Below are 23,995 nucleotides of genomic sequence, written 5' to 3'. Positions count from 1 at the left end.
CCCGTCAATGGGGAGGGCCATTGTCGGGCGCTCTATAGAATGCGGCCACGCACGCCCGGAATCAAACAATTCGTGGGTCACCGGGTGGGTTGACGGACCCCCATTCGGGCAATTTCTTGGGGGCGTTCGCCGGAAGGAGCGTCCCCCGCGCGATTCTGAAGGAGCCAATGGGTATCAAACGGACCCTGTGTATGGCCGTGATCTGTGCGTTGCCCGTGGCGAACGCGGTCAGCGCTTTCGAGGCGAGTTCATCAGCAACGGGCGGGGTCGCCGGTGCGCCACAGGTTCGGCGCAGTACCCGATACTACGAGTTGCACAGTCCGACGCTCTGGGAGCTGGCGGCCGAGTTTCGCCGAGTGGCCGGTACGGGAAAGGTGCCGGAGCGGTATGGCCGGACCGACTGGAATTTTCGGCTTGATACCGATGGGCAGTTCGGTACACGCACCTCCTGCGCGACCCAGCCGGTCACGCTCCGCGTCATGTTGACGAGGGTCCTGCCGAAGGCGTCTCGGAGCGCGGACTTCTCACCGGAAGACGCTGCCGAGTGGCAGCGTTTTCTCCCGCTGCTGACCCGTCACGAAATGCAGCACGACAGTATCGTGGTGGCCCACGCGACGGCCTTCTTTCGTGAGATCGAGGGCGAGGGGGATCGTGGAGCGCCGGTGACGTCCATCGACCACTGCGTGAACGCACTCCTCGAACGTATCGGACGTGCCAATGCGGCACTGGACTCGACCACGAATCATGGTGCGACGGATGGTGCCGTGTTGCGCGCCATTCGTGCCGCGCCGCGAGAGGGATCACCACCGGCCATGCGATGGTAGGTAGAGATCGCTGGTGATCGTTCCGTGTCCGGTGGCAGATTCCACCGTGATGTGTGAAAACGCCCCCTTTCTTCCGTTGCTCCGATGCGTCGCACCGATGGTGTCCTGATCTGTATCGCCATGGCCGTAACGGTGGCGTTGGCCGGACAGGCGAGCGCGCAGGCTGCGCCGCCAAAACCTCCGGTCGCTGCAGCGCTGCCTTCGGTGACACTGGCGCCTGACCTCGACCGCGTGCTTCGCGACTACGAAGCCGCGTGGCGGCGCGGTGATGCGGCCGCGCTGGCGGCACTGTTCGCGGAAGATGGTTTTGTCTTGCAAGGCGGTCGTGCTCCGGTGCGCGGTCGGACCGCGATCCAGTCCGCCTATACCGGACAGGGCGGGGCACCGCTGCGTTTACGCGCTCTGGCGGCATCGGTGGCCGATACGGTGGGCTTCATCATTGGCGCGTACCGCTATGGTGACGCCTCCACGGATCAGGGGAAGTTCACGCTGACACTGCGACGTCGCGCGGGCGGTCCGTGGCTCATCTTCTCGGACATGGACAATGGGAATCGTCCACCATCCTGACCACAAGTTTTTCTGCAGAACGCTCTGTGCGGCGACCGCACTGCTCTTGGGCGCGTGTGCACCTGTTCAGGATCGCGAAGATCAGGCTGCACGAACGACCGCTGGCGTGGATACCGCTGGCGTGGATACCGCTGCAGTGGATTCGTCAGCGATCGACTTCGTGCGGGAGTTCTATGCGGCCTACCTGCCCAGAGGCGTTGAAGGTGGGCTCGATGCCGTCGACGGCCTGATCACCGAACGTCCCGAGCTCTTTGCTCCGTCGTTGTTGTTGGCACTCCAGCAGGATGCGGCGTCGCGACGGGCCGCGCACGATGAGATCGGGGGGCTCGATTTCGATCCTTTCCTCGACAGCCAGGATCCGTGCGAACGCTACGAGGTGGTGAAGGGCACACGAGTAGGCGCTGTTGTGCACGTCGACGTGCATGCGGTGTGCCAGGGGCAGCGATCGGTGGCACCGACTGTCACCCTCGTTGTTGCCCACGACGGGCGTAGACCGCTGCTCGCCAATGTGCTGTACCCGACACACGGTACCGATCTCGGGCGGCTGCTTCACCGTGACCGTGCTCCGGACGGTCGTCCCTAATACGCGAGTTGACCGACCATGTGGTATTGGACTCGCTGTTTCCTGTCCGTCGGTTTTCTGGTGGTCATGCTGCTGCCAATCGTGCTGGGGGCGCAGGGATGGCGGCCGGAAGTCGCCGCCGGGGTGGCTATTCCACGGGGGGCGCTGAGTGAACAGCACGGGGTGGGGCCACTGCTGCGCGCGGGGGTCCTCTTCGGCCGTGTAGAGCGGCGCGTGCAGTTCCGCGTGGACGGCGAGGTATCGTGGTTGCCGCGAAACGCCAGTGCCACCGCCGCGTTGTCAGAGCCCGGCGACTGGAGAACGGTGGGAGCGGTGGGTTCGGCTATCATGAGATTTCGTCGCAGGGGCCTGACACCGTACGCCGTGCTGGGTGTTGCCGTACAGCATGTGACGGTGAAGCACCGGAGCAATCCCTATGGCGCGGTGCCAGGGCTCCGCGTCGGTGGTGGGATGCAAGGTCGTTGGAAACGATCCGTCATCCGTCTGGAGGTCACACCACACGTGGTGCTGTCTGATCACGGTATTGGGCGAGAGTATGGTGTGGGCCGGTATTGGCCCCTGGCCGTAGGGCTGACATTCTGATCGGTCGGTACCGGACATTGTTTCACTGATGCGGAGATGGTTCATGATTCATCGTGTGCTCGGTGTGTCTCTGGCGGTTCTCCTCTGTGCGGCTTGCGCATCGGCCCCGAAGCAGAGCAAGGGCACTGAGCCCACAATGCTCAGCCGCAGCCGTGCTCAGTGGCGCGTGCCGTCCGGCGTGCCCCGCTCGGGTATGGTCATGGACCTCCGCATCGAGGTGCTTGTGGGCCCGGATGGAAAGCCCGATATCGAAACGCTCAGAGTGACCGGGCTTGGCGCCGCCGAGAATCGCGATGTCGTTGTGGGCTGGCTGCAGGAATCACGATTCCAGCCCGCACAGAAGGACGGGCAACCGGTGAGCGGCACATTCAAGACACGGGTGCAGTTGCGAGGGGAGGTGCGGCGCATTGGGGGCTGAACCACACGATTCGCTGGATACACGCATGTCCATCGAAACACAGATCCGCGAAGCCCTGCCCTCCGACTGGCCGGCCATCTGGCCCATCATTGCGGCCGTCGCTGCGCCTGGCAGCACCTATACGTTGGAACCCGACGTGACCGAGGACGCCGCGCGCGCCTACTGGATGGGCCATGGCACCACCGCCTACGTCGCTGTTCGTGGCACGGACGTGGTCGGTACCTATGCCATGCATGCCAACCAGCGTGGACTTGGTGCGCATGTCGCCAACGCCGGCTACATGGTGCGCCCGGGATGCGAAGGGCAGGGACTGGGTGCGGCATTGTGTCGGCACTCCCTGGAGCAGGCCAAGGCCCAAGGGTATCTCGCCATGCAGTTCAACTGCGTGGTCAGCACCAACACGCGCGCGGTCCGACTGTGGCAATCATTGGGCTTTGCCATCGTCGGCACCGTGCCCAAGGCCTATCGGCACACCGTGCACGGTCTCGTGGATATCCACGTGATGCACCGCTTTCTCTAAGGCCTGTGCGTTCACGAAGGGAGCGTCGATACGCGCGAGGTGTACGTTCAGGGAGTTCTTCCGATGGTCTCTCCCCGGAGCACCTCATGACCCGCCTCATCCGTGTACTGACGCTGTCTGCTGTCCTCACTGCTGGGTGTCAGGCGTCACCGCGTGCCGGCGATCCTGCCGCGGAACGTGCGGCGATCGAAAAACTCTCTGCGCAGTATCAAGCGGCCTATCTGGCCGGTGATGCCAAAGCGATTGCTGCGCTCTATGCCGACGATGCGGTGGCTCAGCCGGCCGGTGAACACCCCGTGCAGGGACGCACCGGTCTCGACGCCTACTTTGCGGCCGCCAATGCGCAGCCGGTGCAGGAGACCTTCACCACCCTCAGTCTGGTGATCGCTGATGGTGGCGACATGGCCTATGAAGTGGGCAAGACCGAATCGCCGGCTGGTATAGGCAAATTTCTCACGATCTATCGCAAGATTGACGGACAGTGGCGCATTGCCGCCGAGTCCTGGAGTCTCGACGCTGGTGCGCCGACGGCGGCCGTGCCAGGAGCGACTCTCACGGGCACGTATGCCTGGAAGGGGCGGGAAAGCGCCGGGTGCACCCTGAAGGTGGCCCAGCGTGGGGAGGACAGTGCGCAGGTCCAGCTCGAATGCAATCGGGGGGCACCGTCGTTCAACAGCGGCATCGCCGAAGGTGTGGTGCGGGTCGTCAGTGGCGGCGGCGCGCTGATCATCACGGAATACGCGAAGCCGTGCACGCTCCGCATGCAGTTCACCGCGAGTCAGGTGGTGCTGGTACAGGAGGGCTCGGATGTCGATTGTGGGTTCGGCCATGGGGTCACAGCCGACGGCACCTATCCCCGCACCGGTTCGGCGCTTCCATCATTCGACCGCGATCGCTGACACCGGCCATGCAACAGCCGATCATCGACTACCATCTTGACGATGAAGGGCACTGGGTGGCCGACCTGGCGTGTGGCCACAGTCAGCACGTCCGGCACGATCCGCCAATGCAGACCCGCATATGGGTGACCACACCCGAGGGGCGCGCCAGCCATCTCGGTACCGTGCTGAATTGTTTACGCTGCGATCACGTGCCGCACTGATCGTCACCGGCTATCTTTTGGCGCTACAGTCATCTCGATTGCCAGATTCGTTCGATCGCACCCGATGGATGACGGTGTCGGTCCTGTCGCACGTTCACGATCTTATCCCTCCATCACATGCGCATCGCCGTCTCCGGATCTCATGGGACAGGGAAGTCGACACTGATCACCGAGCTGGCTGCGGTATTGCCGGAGATGATCGCGATCGACGAAGCCTATGATGTGATGCTCAGCGATGGTGCCGCTTTCGGGGAGCGTCTCAGGGTCGACGATTTCGAGGCCTTGTGTGAACGCGAGGTGGAGCTGGTGGATGCTTCGAATGGAGACCTGGTGGTCTTCGACCGATCCCCGGCCGATTATCTCGCCTATATGGTGGCGCTGGATGCGGACGCGCCGTCCCGCAAGCTCATCACCGATGTGGGCGAGGCGATGGAGATGATCGATCTGGTGATCTTCGTGCCCGTTGAAGAACCAGACCGTGTACGTGTCACGCCGGAATTGCCGCGGCTGCGCAAGCGCGTGCATGCCCTGCTGCGGGAGATGTTGGTCGAGGACGGTTGGGGCTGGGGTGTTCCCGTGCTCGAAGTGCGTGGATCGATGGAAGACCGGGTGCATCAGGTCGTGAAACACGTCGCCAGTCTGCGTTGAGGATGTTCGCCGAACTGACGGGGTTCCTCGACTATCTCGACAGTGTGCACGCGCGAACCCGGCGCGTGGTACTCTGTATCCCGCCCGCGTTGCTCGAATGGGTTCCGGCACCACAGCGATGGTCTGCGGGTGATCAGGTGCGTCATCTTGCCGCCATCGAACGGTGGATGTACGCGGAAACCGTATCAGGCCGGCCCAGTCGCTATGAAGGACACGGGAAGGTTTTGGCGGACGGTCTGCCCGCGGTCATGGCGTACTACGACGCCATGCACGCCGAGTCGCGCGCGATATTTGCGGCACTCACACCCGAGCAGTGGGCAGGGCGTACCACGACACCTGCCGGTGCGACGATCGGCACCTGGAAATGGCTGCGGGCCATGCTGGAGCACGAGGCGCATCACCGCGGGCAGTTGTATCTCACGCTTGGCCTGCAGGGCATCGTGACGCCGCCGATCTATGGCCTCAGCGAACCAGAGCTGGCGGCACATGCTGCGCCGCGTGGGTGAATTGCGGCGGTTCCTCAAGGCGGAGTGGCGTGATCTGGTTATCGCCAACTATCGCGTGCCGTCGTCGCTGCTGGAGCCACTGGTGCCTCGCGGGACAACACTCGACTTGTGGAACGGCGATGCGTTGGTGAGTCTGGTGGGTTTCCGGTTCGTCGACACGCGGGTGCTTGGGCTGGCGGTTCCGCTGCACCGGGACTTCCCCGAGGTGAATCTGCGCTTCCATGTGCGCCGCGAGACGCCCACAGAAGTCCGACGTGGTGTGGTCTTTGTGCGCGAGCTGGTGCCGCGACACGCCATTGCCTGGATGGCCCGCGCACTCTACAACGAACCGTATCGGGCGCTGCCGATGCGGCACCGCGGGCGCCGCCATGCCGACAGCGGGCACTGGCAATACGAATGGCGCGAGCGTGGCACCTGGACAGGCTTCGCGGCCAGTACCGCCGGGCCGTCGGCGCCGCTGGTGGCTGGCTCCAAAGCCGAGTTCATCACCGAGCACTACTGGGGTTACACGCGTCAGCGGGACGGCGGTACGGTGGAGTACCACGTGCAGCATCCGCGGTGGCAGGTGTGGGACAGAGGTGTATTGGAAGTGCATGGGGATCTGCAGCGCACCTACGGTGAGCCTTTTGGTCGTGTGCTGCACGGTGGACCCGACTCGGTGTTTGTGGCGGTGGGTTCCCCGATCACCGTCTTTCAGCCACAGCGACTCGATGTGACACGCCACCCCGTGTTGACCGGTGAAAGTCACTGATGGCCCGCCGGTTTACGCCTGCATTGAGTGCGCGGCTCTTCACGCTCTTTACGGGAGCCGTGGTCGTGTTTCAGCTCGCCCTGCTGGCCGGTGCGCCATGGGGGGCGCTGACGCAGGGCGGTCGCACCAGCGGTGTGTTGCCCGATGGGGCCCGCGCCGTGGCGGCGTTCTCGGCGGTTTTGCTGATGGCATTCATTCTCGTGGTACGGGCCCGGGCCGGGCTGCGTGTGCCCACGTGGGCGTTGCGCACAGGTCGGTTCATCTGGGGTGTTGTGGCCTACGGCGCGATTGGTATCGTGGCCAATGCCATCACGCCCAGCGCGCTCGAGCGCATGATCTGGTTGCCCGTGGTGGTCGTGATGTTCTGCACGAGCGTTCATGTGGCGCGTCGGCGCTCGGTGCCACTATCCAATGAGAACCTATGAACAAGACCACATCGAGATTCCGCAGGATTGGCTGGGGGCGGGCGATGACCTGCGGCGCTGTGTTCGTGGCCTCAGCGGCGTGCAGCGACCCCACGGGCAATGAGTCATCCGATCCCGCGCGTTGCGAACAGACCTACGAGTTCGGCAACTACGGATGCGTCCGCGTGGTCGCATTGCTGTCGGTTCCGGACGGTCCGCTGTCGGCCCACATGAAAACCCACGTTCGATTGCGCGCGATGTCCGGACAGGATCGGTGGACGGAGACAGTGTTGTCGGAGCGGGAGATTCGCATGGTGACGATCCAGGCGCAGCTCATGCTCGCGCCGCTGCCTCATCGTGTCGACACGGTGTCCGTGTGGGTGGTGGCCCAGCTCCGTGATTTGACACAGTCGTCGGCGCCCATGGTCGCAATCGACAGCGTGCGACATCTGCTGCGCTTCGCTCCCGTTGGTGCACTCGCCACGGTGGACACGGTCTCGCTGCAGCTCAAGCGTCCCTGAACTGTCCGATCCGCTTGTTCGGAAGAACGAAAGCGGGATCACCTCGACGCATGGTGCGTCTACGCGAGAAACCGGCGGGCCACCTGCTCCAGGCGATCATCCTTGGCCTTCTCGGCTTCGATGAGCATCACTTCGACATACGGGCGAAGCTGTGGCTCGCCCCAGTAGTAGCCGGTCGCACGCTCGGCGAGTTGTGTCTCGCCGACGCGTGCCGCCTCGAGCAGCGCGCGTGCTGCGGCGCGATCGAAATCGGGGTCATCCCGTTCGGGTAGGTCATAGTTGCGGCGGGGCATTTCGCCTTCCGCATCGTCCCGCAGGAATGCCATCGACATCGGTTCGTCTCCTTTGCTGCTGAGTGAGCGACTGCAGACACGCCAGAAGAATACCCGGATGCCGGCGCGCAGGCAGCCGCTCAGGGACTGCAAATCCTGCGGGGGTCAGTCGAGATAGAACACCCGGGAGTTGTCCACGCCGAATGGACGGTGGAAGGAATCGGTGCGCGTAGTTGGGATAGATGCTCGTGTCATCACCCACCTCGCTATGCTCTGGATCAATCCGTCCGTCGGCTTGCACCATGTTGGCTGACCAATAGGAATTTCCGCGGTTTGCTCGGGTGTCACTGGTGGCATAAAACACTCGAGGTGGCATGTGGATGTCGGCGCTGCACATCAGAACATGCCACCTTGTGTTCACCGACGCGAGGCGCCGGTGTATGCGGTCACGCGTCAGCCGCCGTGCACCAGGTACGCTTCCACGGACAGCAGATTGCGCTCGCCGGCCATGCGCACCACGCCGAGCAGGCGCGTCATCTTGGTGACCTCTTCGAGCTGCTCATCCACGAACCACTGGAGGAAGTTCTGTGCGAGGTAGTCGCTTTCACTCGCCGCCAGATCCATGAGTCGCTTGATCTGTCTCGTGACTTCCACTTCCCAGTTGAGCGCGGCCTGCAGTGCTTCTTCGGCCGATGCAAACGTGTGTACCGGTTCCTTCACGGCGGGAAGGCGCAACTCGCCGCCCGTCTCCACGACATAGTGCAACAACTTCTGCGCATGTTCGCGTTCTTCGTCCGCCTGCTTGAAGAACAGCTTTGCCAACTGCGCGAGATGAATGCGATGAAAGTGTGCCCCGATGGCGTAGTACTGGAGGCTCGCTCCAAACTCATTGCCGATCTGGGTGTTGAGGGCCTGTGCGAGCGTGGTGCTAATCAGCATGAGGACTCCTTCTACGCGAAGTGATGAATACCTGAATACTCCCAGTCTATCCGGCTTGTCGCGTGAAGCAAGCGGTGTGATGCACGATGGCAATTGATGAGAATCAGTCTCGACTGAGAACGGTTCTCGACTACCGAAACTGCTAGAAAGACGCCCGCAATCCAAAGAGAAATTGCCCGTCGCGATTGCTCGGCGCGCCACGATCCATCGCTTCACTGTCGAGACGCTCCCGATGGGTGAGCGTGAGCTCGATGGCCGACCGCAGCGGAACCGCCAGCGTGGTGGTGCTCTCCATCGTGTAGCGCGCCACCCGATCGATGGTGGGTTGGTACAACGTGAGATGGGAGAACCGCAGTGATTCACCAATCCGTGTGCGATAGCGTGCACGCAGCGACCAGCGATAACGGGTGCCCGTGCCGGCGGCTGGCGTGGTGTCGTTGATGCGGATGGCTCGGGTTTCTTCGCCCAGGGCCGCCAGGCTGATGCTGCCATCTTCCTGAAAGCCGCCACGGACGGAATCCGGACGCCACACGGTGAGCTTGGCACCGGCGCCGGCCGAATACCGTGAAGCGAGTCTTTGCTGCAGGCTGGTTTCGGCCAGTCCAAACGCGAAGGGGCTCACGCGTGCGCGCGGTGTGAGGTCCACGCTGAATGTGCCCCGCGTATTGCGTACGATCACGCGCCGCTCGCCACTCACCTGGTCGATGGCGTCACCGTATCCCGATTGTACATCGGCGCGCAGTTGGCGGCGGGCCGATTCGCTACCGATCGAGATCATGCCATTGAGTACCCGTTGGCTGGCGGCGCCGTACAACAGGGATCCGCTGGTTTCCACGCTGCGGCGCCATGTGGTGGTTTCCGCGGCCGCGTCCTGTGCATGCCCGGGATGCGGTAGCAGTACCGCCGAGAGGAGCAGCAGCGCCTGCAGATGCCGGACTCGTGTCCGTGGCGCTGGTCGCCGCAGAGTCATCAGATTGGAGGGAGTATGAGTCACGCGGGCCCATACACCACGACGCGACGATGGAGCCCATTCCAGCGCGTGTCACCGCGTGAGGTGCCCGAGCATCCTTCCGCCATGACGAGCCTGCGCGAAATCCTCGATATTCAGTTGCCCATCGTTCAGGCGCCCATGGCCGGGGTGCAGGGCAGTGCCCTCGCCGTGGCGATCTCCAACGCCGGTGGGCTTGGCTCCTTGCCTGGTGCCTTGTTGAGCGCGGAAGCCCTGCGCAACGAGCTGGTGGCCATTCGCGCCCAGACCGCCAAGCCATACAACGTCAATTTCTTCTGCCATACGAGGCCGGTCCCTGATCCGGATCGGGAGGCGCGCTGGCGCGATGCCCTGATGCCGTATTTCACGGAGTTTGGCGTCGATGTGGCGGACATTCCGACAGGCCCTGGTCGGTTGCCATTCAGCCACGAGACGGCCGATGTGCTCGAAGAGTTCCGGCCGCCCGTGATCAGCTTCCATTTCGGCCTGCCGTCGGATGACCTGCTGCAGCGCATCCGGGGGTGGGGCTCGAAGATTCTCTCCACCGCCACCACGGTGGATGAAGCGCGGTGGCTTGCCGCTCGTGGGGTGGATGCAGTGATCGCGCAGGGCACCGAAGCCGGAGGTCATCGTGGCAGCTTCCTGTCAGATGACCTCAATGCCCAGATGGGCACCATGGCCCTGGTGCCTCAGGTGGCGCAGGCGGTGGAGGTGCCGGTGATAGCCGCCGGTGGTATCGCGGACGCCCCCGGCATCGCGGCGGTACTCGCACTCGGCGCGTCAGGAGCGCAGCTCGGCACCACATTCCTGCTGTGCCCCGAAGCGACGACCAGCGCAGTGCACCGCGCTGCGCTCACCAGTGATCGGGCCCGTGTCACGGCTATCACCAATGTTTTCACCGGGCGTCCAGCGCGTAGCATCGTCAATCGCCTGGTGCGGGAGCTGGGGCCGATGAGTGCCGTGGTCCCCGAGTTTCCGCTGGCCTCGCTCGCTGTAACAGCGTTGCGGGCGAAGGCCGAACGCGCGGACACCGGTGAATGTTCTCCACTCTGGGCTGGGCAGAACGTCACCGGGTGCCGAGAACTGCCGGCGGTCTTCATCCTGATGGACTTGGCGCCGGCGCTGTTGCTCGCGTAAATCGCCGCTGGATTCTCAGAGACTGAGAGTGACGCTGACGGGGCAGTGGTCACTGCCCATCACGTCAGCATGGATCTCGGCGGTGGCCACGGACTTCTGCAACGCTGCCGACACCAGCACGTAGTCGATTCTCCAACCCACGTTGCGTGCGCGGGAGTTGGCGAAGTGGCTCCACCAGGAGTAATGGCCGTTGCCTTGGTGAAACATGCGCAGCGTATCCACGAAGCCCGCGTCGAGGAACGACTGAAAACCCTGACGCTCTTCGTCGGTGAACCCCTTGCGGCCGCGATTGGGCTTGGGGTTGGCGAGATCGAGTTCGGTGTGCGCGACGTTGAGGTCACCACAGAACACCACGGGCTTCTTCATTTCCAGCGCCTTGCAGTGCGCGAGGAAGGCGGCATCCCAGTGTTGCGACCGCAGGGGCAGGCGACTCAGGTCGTCCTTGGCGTTCGGGGTGTACACGGTCACCACAAAAAACTTCTCGAACTCTGCAGTGATGACACGGCCTTCGGTTTCGCTGTCGCGACCGGCGTCATCGACCAACGTGTATTTCTTGGCGACGGCTTTTGCGAAGCCATTGGTCACCGATAGCGGTTCGGTGCGACTGAAGATCGCCGTGCCCGAATAGCCCTTGGTGGTGGCCGAGTTCCAGTACTCGTGATAGCCCGCGAGATCGATCTCCACTTGCTCGCGCTCCGACTTGGTCTCCTGCAGGCACAGAACATCGGGCTGGTGCGTTTCGATGAACGGCATGAACAGGCCCTTCTTGAGCACGGCGCGGAGTCCGTTGACGTTCCAGGAGTAGATCTTCATGGTGGGACGATGCGGAGGGACGAACGGCGGGAGACGACCCTGAAGAGGTAGTCGCGGCAGGCCGTGGTCCGCCAGCCCCGCCTTGTCTCGACCTGTCATGGTGTGGGGTGCAGATTGCGATCGTGACACAGACCCCCACCGACTTTCTGGCACTGCAGACCGTGCTGGCCGGCGAATACTCGCTGCAGCGCGAGCTGGGTCGCGGCGGTATGGGGGTGGTGTACCTCGCGCGCGATGTACATCTCGATCGCGACGTCGCCATCAAGGTGCTGCCACCGGATGTGGCGTTGAGTCCCGGTTCGCGCGAGCGCTTCCTGCGCGAGGCACGTACGGCGGCTGGGTTGTCACACCCGCACATCGTCCCCATTCATCGCGTAGGTGAGGCGGGCGGGTTCGTGTTCTTCGTCATGGCCTTCGTGGATGGTGAGACGCTCGGTGAACGCCTGCGCACGAAAGGACCGCTCCCACCTGCCGATGCGACCCGGATCCTGCGTGAGGTGGCATGGGCGTTGGCCTACGCGCACGGACGTGGGGTGGTGCACCGGGATGTGAAGCCCGACAACATTCTGCTCGAGACAGGCACGGGTCGGGCGCTGGTCACCGACTTCGGTATTGCGCAGGCCGCGGGCAATGACGGTACCGCAGACGCCAGCATCGCAGGCACTGTGCAGTTCATGAGCCCCGAGCAAGCGGCCAATGCACCGGTCGATGGACGGAGCGACATCTACGCGTTGGGTGTAGTGGGCTATCTCGCGGTCAGTGGTCGGTTGCCATTCGAAGCGTCGAGTCTTCATGCGCTGGTGGTGAAACAGGCCACACACGCCGCCTCGAGCGTATTGAGCGCGGCTCCGGGGTTGCCTGCGGCGCTTGGCGCGGCGATCGATCGCTGCGTGGCCTATGAAGCGGGTGATCGCTTCCCCAACGCCGAGACGTTGGCCGCCGCACTGGCACCGGCCAGTGAACCGCGGCCCACGCTGGCACCCTCACTACGGGCGTGGCTGCAGGCCAGCAATCCGTTGCTGGTGCCGTATCTGGCGTGGGGAGCAGGCTTCGGTGTGTTGACCACCGCCAATCTCATCGCGTGGGTGACGGGCAATCGCCCCAACGGGCCGGCGGATATCGTGATACTGGCCGCCATCACGGCGGCGCCACTCCTGCCCATCGTGGGGTTTCATCTCGAGCAGGCCCGCCGTCAATTCCGCGCGGGTTTCACGCTTGCCGATCTGCGCGGTGCACTCGAGCTGACGCGTCGCGAACGTGCCGAAACCGAGGCCATTGCGCAGGACACCGCGACCCCGTCGTCGCATCAGGTACTCCGCGTCGCCACGGTCGCGGCATCGACATGGCTCGCCGGTACCGTCGGATTGTTGCTGGGCGGTGTCATTCACGAACGCACGCTGGGCCCGCTCGTGATCGTCGCTCCGGTACTCAGCACGTTGTTGCTCGGGGCGATCAGCAACGCGCTGGGCGTGCAGTTCATTCCCCGTCGTATCCGTTCGGGCTGGCAGTCTGGTATTCGCGATCGACTCTGGAAGAGTCGCCTGGGATCGTGGGTCGCCAAGCGACTCGGCGCCCCGGAGCGGTCGGTGAATGCCGGTGCGTTCCGCGCCACCGAAGCCGCACTGGGGGTGGCAGCGTCCGAACTGTTCGCGGCGCTGCCGTCGGCCTATCGCGAAGAGCTGCAGGCGTTGCCGGCCACCATCGAAGCGCTGGAAGCACGGGCTGCCGAAGCACGCGCCGAGATGGATGTGCTGAATGCACTGGATGCGTCGGCTCCTCGCGATGCCACCGCGTTGCAGGCCCGCCGCACGGCGGCCTCGCGCCATCTCAAGGAGAGTGTGGCCGCGCTCGAAGGCATCCGTCTCGATCTGCTCCGGTTGCATGCCGGTGCAAACGACCTCGCACCGCTCACCACCCTGATCGATGCGGCGCGATTGCTCGGAGACGACGTGCGTCGACTGGCCGAGGCGCAACGGGAAGTGGATGGGCTGACGTCAGGGATCGATCTCCGGTGAGTACGCCCCGATGAACGACAGGAACCGCGCGATATCGAGAATGCTGCTGCCCTGGTAGCGAATGGAATGCGCGGTGGTGCGTTGCACCGAGGGTAGATAGGCCAGGAGTTCCGGTGCCCGATAACTCTTGAATCCCAGATCGAGACGATGGGGGGCCTGCAGCTTGTAGGGAGCAATTTCCGCGCGACGTGCCACGCCGGCGCGAACGGCCTCGCGGATCATGGCTTGTGCGGCGGCAGGTGTGCGTGTGGCCGCCGCGTGGAATCCGATGGACTGCTTCACCACGGCCGGTGCGGCGCGTGGTGCAATAGCCAGCAATTCGGCCACCGCCGTTTCGTCTCCCGAAATGGCGACGACGGGCACACCATAGTAGCCCGCCAGCGCAGCATTGAAGCTCGACTCGGCCATCGGTGAGCCATTGACCTCCACCGACGTGTAGCGTGCGCTGGAGAACGTATGCGCGCGTACCCCGTTCAGGTTGGTGGTGGCGGAGTGATACCCGATGAACACCACCGCATGAAACGTGGAGTCGATACCCTGCATCATGCCGAGCGGGCGCACTGGACCGCGCACCAGGACCACGTCGGAGGGCAGCTTTTCGATGAGCAGGTTCTGCATGTTGCCGTGCGAGTCGGCCACCATGATGTCGGTGGCGCCGGCCGCCTTGGCCCCTTCGATGGCGGCGAGCGCTTCTGCGGTCATGAATTCGCGGAAGCGCTGATACTCGAAGCCGGCGGGGCTGAGTTGTTCGTTCGTGACGACGCCCGCGATGCCTTCCATGTCGACCGAGATGAACACCTTGAGCCGCTGTTGCGCCTGCGATGCCGCTGGCACGGAGAGAGCGAACAGCAGGAGCGCGATGCGCGCGGAGAGGGCTCGGAGCATGGGGCCTCGTGGTGTGGGTGACTCAGCGTAGCACGGTGCGTCCGATAAGAAAACCGAAACGATCGATATCGGCGAGGTTGGTGTTGCCGAGGATGATGATGGTGAGATCGTCGTCGAGGTAGCGCAGCAGAGTGACGTTGGCGCCCATGATCTGCCCTGGGCGCTGCGCGAACCGGTGTTTGGTGCCCTCGATGTTCTGCGAGGCTATCCAGAGTCCATAGCCGTATTCCTCGAGGCCTGGATTGAGCAACGCTGCGAGGGAGGCCGGCTTGAGGAGGCGTCCGCCATACAGCGCACGCGCAAAAACTGCGAGGTCCGAGGCCGTGGAATACAGTGCGCCGGCTGCCCACCAGTTTTCCGGAAATATCGGAAGATCTCGGAGCAGCGGAGCGGCCGTGTCGGCACGCATATACGTTGCGGCCAGTCGTGGTGTGATTGCCTGCGCCCGCATCAAGCCCGTGTGTGTCATGCCCAGTGGTTCCAGGATACGCTCACGCAGCAGGCGGTCGTACGACGTATTCGTCACGCGCTCGAGAATGGCGCCGAGCACGATATAGTCGGCGTTGTTGTAGTTGAACGCCGAACCCGGGTTGGTGTTCACAGGTCCACTGGCATACAGGTCAAGTAGCTCCCGTGATGTGTGGGGGATCTGATACTCGGGCATGCCTTTGCGGACGGCGTCGTCGTAGCTCGTGATGTGTTCGAATTGTTCGAGTCCCGATGTGTGGTTGAGCAATTGATGCACTGTGACCCGATCGGCGGCCGGTCCCGTGTAGTCCTTCAGGTATGTGCGGATCGTGGCCGCGGGATCGATGTGCCCGGCTTCCACTTGCTGCAGGATCAGCGTCGCCGTGAAGAGCTTGGTGATGGAGGCGACCCAGAAGCGCGTGGTGGAATCGACCGGTACGCCGAAGCTGCGCTCTGCCAGGCCGTAGTGCCGCTGCAGAAGACGTCTGCCCCGGTGTTCGATGTGCACGGTGCCACTGAAGCCTGTCTTGCGTGCGTAGGTATCGACCTCGGCGGCGAGGGTGGGGCGCGACGTGACGATGGCCGGTGTTTGGGAGCCGGCAGGTCGTGCCAGCGTCGTGAGGCTGAGTGTCAGCGCGAGCGCGATACGCCCGGGATGCGTGAAGAGGGACATTCGGTGTCTGTGCAGGAAGAGGAGGAGATCTCGGCATTCAGACAGGTGGAGATGGGACGAACGTTGGAACGTGTTTCACGAGAGATGGCTGGCCGACCGGATGCTCTCCCTGCATGTTTGCCGTCGGTCGGCGCAGGAGCGCGAGGGACATTCCTCACCTTTTCAATTTCATTGTCCATGGTGTCCACTCCACCGCTTGCCCCGTCACCGGCCGCGTTGCGTCAACGCTTCGTGCTCAAGCTGGTCGCCGCCCTGTGCCTGATCAGCATGGTGTTGAATGCGTTCATTCTCTGGCGGGTGTGGCCGGAGTGGCATGCGGGCGTCCCGGATTTCGATCCTGACCAGTATCGTGGTATCGCTTTGGGAAGTCTCGCCGGAATCGCGCTCAGTCTGGCGATCCCGATCCCGATGCTTGTGCTTCAGGCACGACCGGCTAAACGCGGCCTGCGTGTGGTGCTGTGGGTCTCATGGCTGCTGCTGATGGTGTTTTGCACCTGGGCTTTTGCCGTTCGGCTGCTGAGATAACACGGTGCCGTAACCTGATGGTGCAGCAAGCCATGGAAAGGAAGCAGCCGTTGCGCGCTCACTCATGCCACATGCCAATGCAGGTCGATCCCACACGGCTGCCTCCGGCGCTGGTCCCACTCGCTCACACGCTCGCCACCCTGCCAGGTGCCGTCGCGCTGGTACTGGGTGGTTCACAAGCCGATCGCGGCGCTATCGCATCGAGTGACTGGGATCTGGTGGTGTACTACCGCGGTACCATCGATTGGCGTGCCCTCGCACCATACGGCGAAGTGCATCCGCCTGGTTCCTGGGGGCGTCTCATGAACGGTGGTGCGTGGTTGCAGGTCGGCCATCTGCACGTCGACGTGATTCTGCGCGATCTCGACGTGGCAATGCACTGGACGACGCAGGCCAGTGTGGGGGCGTACGAATTGGACGCCTTGCTGGGATACCTGGCGGGCTTGCCGACGTATAGCCTCGCGGCCGAGCTGGCATCCGGTCACGTACTGGCAGGAGAGGTGCCGCAGGTCGGGAGCATGCCCATGGCTCTTCGGGAAACGGCGCCGCTGCGGTGGCGTTTTTCGCGCGACTTCAGTCTCGAGTATGCGCGCATGCACGCCGATCGTGACAATGTGGTCGGTGCGGTGGGGCAGGCTTGCAAGGCCGCCATGGAAGAGGCCCATGCGCGTCTGTGCGAGCGTGGTCAGTGGACGCTCAATGAAAAGCGTCTGCTGACACAGGCGGGGCTGAACGATGTGCATGCGCTGTTTGCCAACTTGCCTGCGCCCGGCACATCGTTGCATTCGTGGCTCGATGCGGTCGGTCTTGCATTGCGCGCATCGTGAATACGCCTGCGGCGCTGCCGCGGAGATTTCTACGCTGGAGGCCAGTATGCACGTCTCACTTGGCACAGTGCTCATCTATGCGCGTGATATGCAGCGCACGGCCGATTTTTATATGCGGTTCTTCGGCTTCGAGTCGACCGGGCACGTCGTGGAAGGATTGATCACGCTGCGGCCGCGTGCCGGTGGTGCCGCGATCGTGATTCATCAGGCGGCCAGGAGCATGAAGATCGGTCATGCCGGGCTCAAGCTCGTGTTTGATGTGGAGGACATCGAGGCGTTCAAGGCACAGGCGGCCGCCAAGGGCCTGGTCTTCGGCGCCACGCATCAGGCCACTGGCTACACGTTTGCGAATGCCAAGGACCCCGACAAGAATTCCGTGGCCATCTCGAGTCGGGCGTTTCGCAGGAGCTGAACGGTTGAGCCATGGACGGCTTGCTGGCCGGTTGTGCGTGTCGGGCGCATTTTCCCGACAGGTTCCGCGTATTGGCGCGCAACCACCGGCCGACCTCCACGGAGCGCCACCATGAAGACGTTCGCGCGCAATGCACTCGCTCTCATCCTCGGTATCGCCATCGGCGGTGGCGTCAACATGGCGTTGGTGCTGCTGGGACCGAAGCTCATTGCACCGCCGCCGGGCGCCGACATGTCCACCGCGGCTGGGCTGGCCGCCGCCATGCCGATGCTCGAACCGAAGCACTTCCTGATGCCGTTCCTGGCGCATGCGCTTGGGACTCTCGCGGGAGCGCTGGTGGGTGCGCTGCTCGCGGTGTCACATCGCCGGGTCATCGCCTACGTGATCGGCGTTGCCTACCTGTGCGGGGGCATCGCGGCGAGCACCATGATTCCCGCGCCAACCTGGTTCATCGCCCTCGATCTCGTCGTCGCATACATCCCGATGGCGTGGCTGGGATTGACCCTCGCCAATCGTATCAAGCCCGGAGTGGCGTAAGATCATGAACACCGCCGATGTGGCAGAAACACTCGCGACGTTGTTTCGCGAACTGGTGCACGGAGCGCCAGAGGATGGAGCTTTTGTTCTGAACCGTGGCGATCACGGCATTCTCGCCTCGCTCGATCGCCTCTCCGCGGACGAGGCCTCGCTGACGCACGATGGCGGCGCGTCGGTGGCCGCCCACGTCGAACATGTCTATTATGGTTTGTCGCTGATGAACCGTTGGGCGGCTGGCGAAAACCCGTTCCTCGACGCCAACTGGGCGACCGCCTGGCAGAGGGGGACGGTGACGGACACCGAGTGGGCGGAGCGGCGGGCGACACTGCGTGACGCCTGTATGCAGTGGCTTGGCACCATCGGCGTACCGCGTGACGTGAACCGCCTCGAAATGAACGGTATCTTCGGCAGCGTGGCGCACATGGCCTATCATATTGGTGCCATGCGACAAATCGACCGACGACTCAAGGGACCGTCGGCGAACGACTGACGGCTTTCCACCGACATCCGCTTGCTTCACCATTCCCCCTCTGCACCGTCACCAACACTGAGTCGCATCACCACGGCCGATGACGCCGATTGGTGTGCCACCTTGATGGCGGGCTCCGACCCCTGGGTCACGCTCGGTCGCACGTTTGCGCAGTCGTTGGCCATCATGCAGGATCCGGCGCGCGAAGTCTTTCTGGCGATGGTCGACGGGGAACGCGTGGGATTCGTGGTGCTATGGATGGCGGGACCGTTTTCCGGCTACCTGCAGTCGCTGTGCCTGGCGCCCGCGTGGCGCGGCCGTGGTATCGGTGGGGCGGTGCTCGCACTGGCCGAGGCGTGGGTCTTTGAGCGTTCGCCGAACGTCTTCCTGTGTGTGTCGTCGTTCAACCCCGATGCACGCCGCCTCTACGAGCGGGCAGGTTACACTCTGGTTGGCGAGCTGCCCGAGTTCATGGTGGCGGGCCACTCCGAGTACCTCTTTCGCAAGACACGCGGACCGCTCTCGTCAGTCCAGGGCTGAGGTCCATCGGTTCGTCCCATGGGGATGAACCCGTATGGAAGCCGTCAACGTTACGCGGTATGGCCTTCCAATTGCCTCTCGGATGGCGGGCCACACCTTAGATTCACAATCCCGCACCACCTTTCAGCCACGTGCGCGTGGCCGACGTCGATCCCCGCCCCGATGTCCCAGGAAACAGTCATCTATCTCGTCAACTTGCTCATTGGCGTGATTCTGGCTGGTGTGCTGAGTCAGTATTGGCGGCTGGAAGCCTCCGGGCAGTCACTGCGGCTCTGGATCGTGGCGGCTTGGACACTGGCCGCCGCCGATCTGTTTTTTGTGGGGCGTTCGATGTTGCCGCAGGGCATGGTGCCGCGTTTTCTCCCCACGATCACCGTCACCTGTGGTCATGCGCTGCTGCTGCTCGCGGCGCAGCACACGGCCGAACGTCCGCTGCAGAAGCGACCGATCACGCTGATCGTGGTGTCGCACCTGCTGTTGTTGCTGATCATGCGGGCGGTGCCATCCATCCAGGGGTGGCGCGCCGTGTCGAACAGTCTGGTGTGGGGCGCACTGTCGCTGGCGGCTGCGCTCGTCCTCTGGCGCTCGGGGCATCGCATGCGCGAGCTCATGCGCTTCCCGGCCATGGTCATGGGATTCCAGGCGGTTTTCCACGCGTCACGATCGCTGCTGGCAACGCAGGCGGTGGTGGACTCGAGCGCGGTGCAGTCGGCCGCCGTGCAAATGCTCGGCGACGTGGAAGTGAGCCTGTTCATGGTGGCCCTGTTTGTCGGCGTGCTCGTGGCCTATCTGCGGCAGGGCAACGCGGATCTGCGTACGGCGCTCGACAATGTGCACCAGCTCTCATCCATGCTGCCGTTGTGCGCCTGGTGCAACAAGGTGCGTGACGATGACGGCTACTGGCGCCGTATCGAGGAGTACCTCTCGGAACACAAGGTGAGCGTCACGCACTCCATGTGCGAAAGCTGCGCCACCAAACACTTCGACGAGTTCGGCGCGGACCGTCCCGTGTCGAAGTGACGGACCTGGCAGGGGCGTACAAGGCTTTCTTGACAATACATAAGTGTGAACTTATGTATTGTCCATGCAACTCGCGGCCGATGCCCAGAACCGGATCTTTCAAGCGCTCGCCGACCCCAGCCGACGGGCGATTTTCGAGTCGCTGACCCGCGGTGAAGCGGCAGTGAAGGATCTCACCACACGTTTCGATATCTCGCAGCCTGCGGTTTCGCAGCACCTCGCGGCGCTCAAGGATGCCGGGCTGGTGAGTGGCCGACGCGAAGGCCGGCATGTCTACTATCGGGTGGAGCCGCAGGGTATGAAGCCGCTCATCGATTGGATCACTCACTATCGCGCGTTCTGGATGGAACACGTCGATCGCCTCGAACGCCTGCTGGAGAAGATGGACTGATGACGTCATTCGATCGCACCGCCCCGTCGCAGACCGAGACCATCGCGTTCGAATTCGACCTGCGACATCCCCCAGAGAAGGTATGGCGCGCGCTGACGGAGCCCGCGCTGTTGGCCGAATGGCTGTTGCCGGTGATCGACCTCGAACTGGTGCCCGGCCGGGAGTTCACCTACAAGACGCAGCCCTATCCGGGCTGGGATGGCATCGTGAACTGTCGGGTGCTGGAAGTGGATGCCCCGCGGCGCATCAGCTACACGTGGGCGGTGCCGTTTCTCGATACGGTGGTCACCTTCACATTGCAGCCCACCGAGGGCGGCACACTGCTCCGGCTCGTGCAGACGGGCTTCAAGGAAGAGCAGAAGCGGGAATTCGGCGGTGCGCGCTACGGCTGGAACATGATGGGTGGTAAACTGGTCGACCTGCTCGAGAAAACGGCATGAGTGCGAAGAAGTCCGCACCGGTGCGTCCGGGCAACGGTCAGCATGCGGCAGACTCCCATGACATCATTCGTGTGCAGGGCGCTCGTGAGAACAACCTGAAAGACGTGAGCGTGGAGTTGCCCAAGCGGCGCCTCACGGTATTCACCGGGGTGTCTGGCTCAGGCAAGTCGTCGCTGGTGTTCAGTACGATTGCTGCGGAGTCGCAGCGCATGATCAACGAGACCTACAGCACCTTCGTGCAGGGGTTCATGCCGAGCATGGGCCGTCCCGAAGTGGACGTGCTGGAGGGACTCACCACGGCGATCATCGTGGACCAGGAGCGCATGGGTGCCAATTCGCGCTCCACCGTGGGCACGGTCACTGATGCGAACGCCATGCTGCGGGTGTTGTTCAGTCGCCTCGCTAAGCCGCATATCGGCGCATCCAACGCCTATTCGTTCAACGTGCCGTCGGTCCGCGCGGTGGGTTCCATCACGGTGGAGAAGGGCAATGCCAAGGCGGAGAAACGCACCTTCACGGTGAACGGTGGCATGTGCCCGCGTTGCGAAGGCATGGGTGCGGTGAGTGATATCGATCTCACGCAGCTCTTCGATGGCAGCAAGTCGCTCAACGATGGCGCGATCACCGTACCCGGCTACAGTGCCGACGGCTGGTATGTGCGCATGTTCGCGGCGGCCGGTCTCGATCCCGACAAACCGATCAACAAATACACGAAGAAGGAGCGGGAGAACTTCCTGTATCAGGAGCCGATCAAGGTGAAGGTGGCCGGCGCCAATCTGACGCATGAAGGACTGGTGCCACGCATCCAGAAGTCGTTCCTCTCGAAAGACGTCGAATCGCTGCAACCGCACATCCAGGTATTTGTGGAGCGCGCCGTGACCTTTGCCGCCTGTCCGGACTGCAAGGGCACACGACTCAACGAGGCCGCGCGTTCGTCGAAAATCGGCAAGCACAACATCGCTGATGTGTGTGCGATGCAGATCGACGAACTCGCTGAATGGGTGCGCGGGATCAAGGTGCCCGCGGTCGCACCGCTGCTCACGTCGTTGCAGGACACGCTCGACTCGTTCGTGCAGATCGGGCTCGGCTATCTCAGTCTCGATCGCCCGTCCGGTACACTCTCCGGCGGTGAAGCGCAGCGCATCAAGATGATCCGGCATCTGGGCTCATCACTCACGGACGTGACGTACGTGTTCGACGAGCCGACGATTGGCCTGCATCCGCATGACATCCAGCGCATGAACAACCTGCTGCTGCAGTTGCGCGACAAGGGCAATACGGTGCTGGTCGTGGAGCACAAGCCGGAGACCATCGCGATCGCCGATCACATCGTCGACCTTGGTCCTGGTGCGGGCACGGCCGGCGGTGAGATCGTGTTTGAAGGCAGTGTGGAAGCGCTGCGCAAAAGCGGCACGCTCACGGGACGTCATCTGGATGACCGTACGTCGCTCAGGAAGTCGGTACGCAAGGCCTCGGGTTCGCTCAAGATCCGCAATGCCCGCACGCACAACCTGCAGAATGTGAGCGTCGACATTCCGCTGGGTGTGCTGGTGGTGGTGACGGGGGTGGCGGGATCGGGGAAGAGTTCACTCATCCATGGGTCGGTGAGCGGTGAGGAGGGCGTGGTGTCGGTGGACCAGGCACCGATCCGCGGATCCCGCCGCAGCAATCCCGCCACCTACACCGGACTCCTGGAGCCCATTCGCAAGGCGTTCGCCAAGGCCAACGGGGTCAAGCCGGCCTTGTTCAGTGCCAACTCCGAAGGCGCCTGCCCCACCTGCAATGGCGCGGGGGTGATCTACACCGATCTCGGCATGATGGCAGGCGTCACCTCGGTGTGCGAAGAGTGTGAAGGCAAGCGCTTTCAGTCCGCGGTGCTGGAGTACAAGCTGGGCGATCTCAATATCGCCGAGGTCCTGGATCTGCCGGTGAAGGATGCGGTGGCCTACTTCGCATCCGGTGCGGCGCATACGCCGACCGCTCACGTGATTCTGCAGCGCATGGCCGACGTGGGACTGGGGTATCTGCGCCTCGGACAGCCATTGACCACATTGTCGGGCGGCGAACGCCAGCGTCTCAAGCTGGCCACCTATATGAGCGAAGACGGTGGAGTGTACGTGCTCGATGAGCCGACCACCGGACTGCACCTGGCCGACGTAGAGCAAATGCTCGGCATGCTAGATCGGTTGGTCGACTCCGGCAAATCGGTGATCGTGATCGAACATCACCAGGCGGTCATGGCGCATGCCGACTGGATCATCGATCTCGGACCCGGAGCCGGCCATGATGGTGGCAAAGTGGTGTTCGAAGGCCCCCCGGCCGACTTGGTGAAGAAGAAGGCCACCCTGACCGGAAAACACCTGGCCGCGTACGTGGGGTGAGTGCTGAATCACCCAGGTCGTTGATGCCGTAGTGCGTCAGATGACACCGGTGCTTCGACTCTTCATCGACGACTATCGTGCGGCGGCCAGGCAGGCGCCGCACCAGCACGACAGTCTGCATTTCAGCGTCGTGCTCCGTGGTGGCGTCACGGAAACGGTGGGGGGCGTGACCGAGTATGCCGGACCGCTCAGTGTGGTCGTCAAGAATGCGGGCGTGATGCACGCCAACCAGTGGGGCGATGACGGTGCGCGGTTGGCACGACTTTCCTTGCCCAGGGGAACGATCACCGATCTGGTGGACGATACCCGCAGAGCCATCGACTGGCGATGGACACGCGACCCACTGGTGGCGCGGCCGTTTCTCCGACTAATCGAACGACGGCAGTCTGGTACGCCGGCGTTCGCGGCCGATGACGCGGACTTGCTCGACCTCATTGCGGCTTTCACGGCCCGGCGCGCCGACGATCCACACGGCACGCCACCCGCCTGGTTGGCAGAGACCATGGAAAGGTTGTGCGACGAATGGCGACCGCAACTCACTGGCGCCGAACTCGCGCGGGGGGCCCGGATACACCCCGTGTATCTCGCCCGATGTGTGCGTCGATGGTATGGTGTGGGCCTTGGTGATCTGCTGCGACGCGAGCGGTTGCGGCATGCGGTCAGTGCCGTGGCCAACACCAGCACACGCCTTTCACTCGTGGCGCAGGCCTGTGGCTACGCCGATGAAGCCCACCTTGGCCGCGATGTCCGGGCGGCGATTGGCACGACCCCGGGTCGCTACCGTCGGTTGCTCGGCATGGGGAAGACGGTTTAGCGGATTCTAGTCACCGTCCGATC

At 63.5% G+C, this 23,995-nt stretch carries 32 protein-coding genes; 26 read left to right on the top strand and 6 right to left on the bottom strand.

Annotated elements, in window-relative coordinates; translation table 11 throughout:
• Window positions 1-191 precede the first annotated feature (191 nt).
• The 13 genes from GAU_RS17175 (at window position 192) to GAU_RS17115 (ending at window position 7,426) form a co-directional block, all read left to right on the top strand.
• On the top strand, window positions 192-824 hold the full coding sequence (locus tag GAU_RS17175) for a DUF922 domain-containing protein (RefSeq protein ID WP_041265650.1): 633 nt from the start codon (window positions 192-194) through the stop codon (window positions 822-824).
• Window positions 825-908: 84 nt separating this feature from the next.
• Window positions 909-1,391, top strand: a complete 483-nt coding sequence (locus GAU_RS17170) for a YybH family protein (RefSeq protein WP_041265649.1) — start codon at window positions 909-911, stop codon at window positions 1,389-1,391.
• A 106-nt stretch (window positions 1,392-1,497) separates the two neighbouring features.
• Window positions 1,498-1,974: a hypothetical protein gene (locus GAU_RS17165; RefSeq protein WP_015895175.1), complete on the top strand. Its 477-nt coding sequence runs from the start codon at window positions 1,498-1,500 to the stop codon at window positions 1,972-1,974.
• An 18-nt stretch (window positions 1,975-1,992) separates the two neighbouring features.
• Entirely contained in the window at window positions 1,993-2,556 is a 564-nt protein-coding gene (locus GAU_RS17160; protein ID WP_015895174.1) for a hypothetical protein, read from the top strand.
• A 136-nt stretch (window positions 2,557-2,692) separates the two neighbouring features.
• Entirely contained in the window at window positions 2,693-2,974 is a 282-nt protein-coding gene (locus GAU_RS17155) for a hypothetical protein (RefSeq protein ID WP_015895173.1), read from the top strand.
• 25 nt (window positions 2,975-2,999) lie between these two features.
• On the top strand, window positions 3,000-3,494 hold the full coding sequence (locus tag GAU_RS17150; RefSeq protein ID WP_015895172.1) for a GNAT family N-acetyltransferase: 495 nt from the start codon (window positions 3,000-3,002) through the stop codon (window positions 3,492-3,494).
• Between the two features lie 86 nt (window positions 3,495-3,580).
• On the top strand, window positions 3,581-4,393 hold the full coding sequence (locus tag GAU_RS17145; RefSeq protein WP_015895171.1) for a YybH family protein: 813 nt from the start codon (window positions 3,581-3,583) through the stop codon (window positions 4,391-4,393).
• A gap of 8 nt (window positions 4,394-4,401) precedes the next feature.
• Complete coding sequence (locus tag GAU_RS22930) at window positions 4,402-4,596, top strand: DUF3565 domain-containing protein (RefSeq protein WP_015895170.1); 195 nt, start codon at window positions 4,402-4,404, stop codon at window positions 4,594-4,596.
• Window positions 4,597-4,713: 117 nt separating this feature from the next.
• Window positions 4,714-5,244, top strand: a complete 531-nt coding sequence (locus tag GAU_RS17135; protein WP_015895169.1) for an ATP/GTP-binding protein — start codon at window positions 4,714-4,716, stop codon at window positions 5,242-5,244.
• 2 nt (window positions 5,245-5,246) lie between these two features.
• On the top strand, window positions 5,247-5,750 hold the full coding sequence (locus GAU_RS17130; protein ID WP_015895168.1) for a DinB family protein: 504 nt from the start codon (window positions 5,247-5,249) through the stop codon (window positions 5,748-5,750).
• Window positions 5,701-6,501 (top strand): YqjF family protein, encoded by an 801-nt coding sequence (locus GAU_RS17125; protein ID WP_197526007.1) that lies wholly within the window; start codon window positions 5,701-5,703, stop codon window positions 6,499-6,501. Before GAU_RS17130 ends, GAU_RS17125 begins: the two co-directional genes overlap by 50 nt.
• A complete protein-coding gene (locus GAU_RS17120) occupies window positions 6,501-6,926 on the top strand; it encodes a hypothetical protein (RefSeq protein ID WP_015895166.1) in 426 nt (141 codons plus the stop codon). Before GAU_RS17125 ends, GAU_RS17120 begins: the two co-directional genes overlap by 1 nt.
• A gap of 44 nt (window positions 6,927-6,970) precedes the next feature.
• Entirely contained in the window at window positions 6,971-7,426 is a 456-nt protein-coding gene (locus tag GAU_RS17115) for a hypothetical protein (RefSeq protein WP_015895165.1), read from the top strand.
• 59 nt (window positions 7,427-7,485) lie between these two features.
• On the opposite strand, the gene GAU_RS17110 is transcribed toward GAU_RS17115, so the two are convergent.
• The 3 genes from GAU_RS17110 to GAU_RS17100 form a co-directional block, all read right to left on the bottom strand.
• Entirely contained in the window at window positions 7,486-7,758 is a 273-nt protein-coding gene (locus tag GAU_RS17110) for a hypothetical protein (RefSeq protein WP_015895164.1), read from the bottom strand.
• 393 nt (window positions 7,759-8,151) lie between these two features.
• A complete protein-coding gene (locus tag GAU_RS17105; protein ID WP_015895163.1) occupies window positions 8,152-8,637 on the bottom strand; it encodes a ferritin in 486 nt (161 codons plus the stop codon).
• A gap of 142 nt (window positions 8,638-8,779) precedes the next feature.
• The gene (locus tag GAU_RS17100) at window positions 8,780-9,607 is read right to left on the bottom strand and encodes a DUF481 domain-containing protein (protein WP_015895162.1); all 828 of its coding nucleotides are present in this window, start codon (window positions 9,605-9,607) and stop codon (window positions 8,780-8,782) included.
• Window positions 9,608-9,712: 105 nt separating this feature from the next.
• On the opposite strand from GAU_RS17100, the gene GAU_RS17095 reads away from it, so the two are divergent.
• Window positions 9,713-10,762: an NAD(P)H-dependent flavin oxidoreductase gene (locus tag GAU_RS17095; RefSeq protein ID WP_041265645.1), complete on the top strand. Its 1,050-nt coding sequence runs from the start codon at window positions 9,713-9,715 to the stop codon at window positions 10,760-10,762.
• A 15-nt stretch (window positions 10,763-10,777) separates the two neighbouring features.
• Here GAU_RS17095 and GAU_RS17090 read toward each other — a convergent pair whose 3' ends face one another.
• Entirely contained in the window at window positions 10,778-11,575 is a 798-nt protein-coding gene (locus GAU_RS17090; RefSeq protein WP_015895160.1) for an exodeoxyribonuclease III, read from the bottom strand.
• 122 nt (window positions 11,576-11,697) lie between these two features.
• Between GAU_RS17090 and GAU_RS21335 the strand changes: the two genes are divergently transcribed.
• A complete protein-coding gene (locus GAU_RS21335) occupies window positions 11,698-13,590 on the top strand; it encodes a serine/threonine-protein kinase (protein ID WP_156799102.1) in 1,893 nt (630 codons plus the stop codon).
• On the opposite strand, the gene GAU_RS17080 is transcribed toward GAU_RS21335, so the two are convergent.
• On the bottom strand, window positions 13,570-14,475 hold the full coding sequence (locus GAU_RS17080) for a M55 family metallopeptidase (RefSeq protein ID WP_015895158.1): 906 nt from the start codon (window positions 14,473-14,475) through the stop codon (window positions 13,570-13,572). The two genes, GAU_RS21335 and GAU_RS17080, sit on opposite strands and share 21 nt — an antisense overlap.
• Window positions 14,476-14,497: 22 nt before the next feature.
• Entirely contained in the window at window positions 14,498-15,616 is a 1,119-nt protein-coding gene (locus GAU_RS17075) for a serine hydrolase domain-containing protein (protein ID WP_015895157.1), read from the bottom strand.
• A gap of 3 nt (window positions 15,617-15,619) precedes the next feature.
• On the opposite strand from GAU_RS17075, the gene GAU_RS22325 reads away from it, so the two are divergent.
• The 11 genes from GAU_RS22325 to GAU_RS21330 all read left to right on the top strand — a co-directional run bounded on the left by GAU_RS22325 (window position 15,620) and on the right by GAU_RS21330 (window position 23,972).
• Window positions 15,620-16,141 (top strand): hypothetical protein, encoded by a 522-nt coding sequence (locus tag GAU_RS22325; protein ID WP_169307721.1) that lies wholly within the window; start codon window positions 15,620-15,622, stop codon window positions 16,139-16,141.
• Between the two features lie 71 nt (window positions 16,142-16,212).
• Window positions 16,213-16,968 carry a nucleotidyltransferase domain-containing protein gene (locus GAU_RS17065; protein WP_156799101.1) on the top strand — a complete coding sequence of 252 codons (756 nt, stop codon included), beginning with the start codon at window positions 16,213-16,215 and terminating at the stop codon, window positions 16,966-16,968.
• 46 nt (window positions 16,969-17,014) lie between these two features.
• The gene (locus GAU_RS17060; RefSeq protein ID WP_015895154.1) at window positions 17,015-17,380 is read left to right on the top strand and encodes a VOC family protein; all 366 of its coding nucleotides are present in this window, start codon (window positions 17,015-17,017) and stop codon (window positions 17,378-17,380) included.
• 111 nt (window positions 17,381-17,491) lie between these two features.
• Window positions 17,492-17,917 (top strand): hypothetical protein, encoded by a 426-nt coding sequence (locus GAU_RS17055; protein ID WP_015895153.1) that lies wholly within the window; start codon window positions 17,492-17,494, stop codon window positions 17,915-17,917.
• Between the two features lie 4 nt (window positions 17,918-17,921).
• Window positions 17,922-18,407, top strand: a complete 486-nt coding sequence (locus GAU_RS17050; protein WP_015895152.1) for a hypothetical protein — start codon at window positions 17,922-17,924, stop codon at window positions 18,405-18,407.
• Between the two features lie 21 nt (window positions 18,408-18,428).
• Entirely contained in the window at window positions 18,429-18,926 is a 498-nt protein-coding gene (locus GAU_RS17045) for a GNAT family N-acetyltransferase (protein ID WP_015895151.1), read from the top strand.
• 162 nt (window positions 18,927-19,088) lie between these two features.
• Entirely contained in the window at window positions 19,089-19,946 is an 858-nt protein-coding gene (locus GAU_RS17040) for a hypothetical protein (RefSeq protein ID WP_041265643.1), read from the top strand.
• A 64-nt stretch (window positions 19,947-20,010) separates the two neighbouring features.
• Window positions 20,011-20,337, top strand: a complete 327-nt coding sequence (locus tag GAU_RS17035; protein WP_015895149.1) for an ArsR/SmtB family transcription factor — start codon at window positions 20,011-20,013, stop codon at window positions 20,335-20,337.
• Complete coding sequence (locus GAU_RS17030) at window positions 20,337-20,777, top strand: SRPBCC family protein (protein ID WP_015895148.1); 441 nt, start codon at window positions 20,337-20,339, stop codon at window positions 20,775-20,777. The genes GAU_RS17035 and GAU_RS17030 overlap by 1 nt, the downstream gene beginning before the upstream one ends.
• The gene (locus GAU_RS17025) at window positions 20,774-23,158 is read left to right on the top strand and encodes an ATP-binding cassette domain-containing protein (protein WP_015895147.1); all 2,385 of its coding nucleotides are present in this window, start codon (window positions 20,774-20,776) and stop codon (window positions 23,156-23,158) included. Before GAU_RS17030 ends, GAU_RS17025 begins: the two co-directional genes overlap by 4 nt.
• A gap of 40 nt (window positions 23,159-23,198) precedes the next feature.
• The gene (locus tag GAU_RS21330; RefSeq protein ID WP_052574519.1) at window positions 23,199-23,972 is read left to right on the top strand and encodes a helix-turn-helix domain-containing protein; all 774 of its coding nucleotides are present in this window, start codon (window positions 23,199-23,201) and stop codon (window positions 23,970-23,972) included.
• Window positions 23,973-23,995 lie beyond the last annotated feature (23 nt).

Origin of the sequence: Gemmatimonas aurantiaca T-27, assembly GCF_000010305.1 — a bacterium.
GTDB lineage: Bacteria > Gemmatimonadota > Gemmatimonadetes > Gemmatimonadales > Gemmatimonadaceae > Gemmatimonas > Gemmatimonas aurantiaca.
Note: the sequence above shows the minus strand (reverse complement) of the source record. Positions and strands in the feature narration are given on the sequence as shown.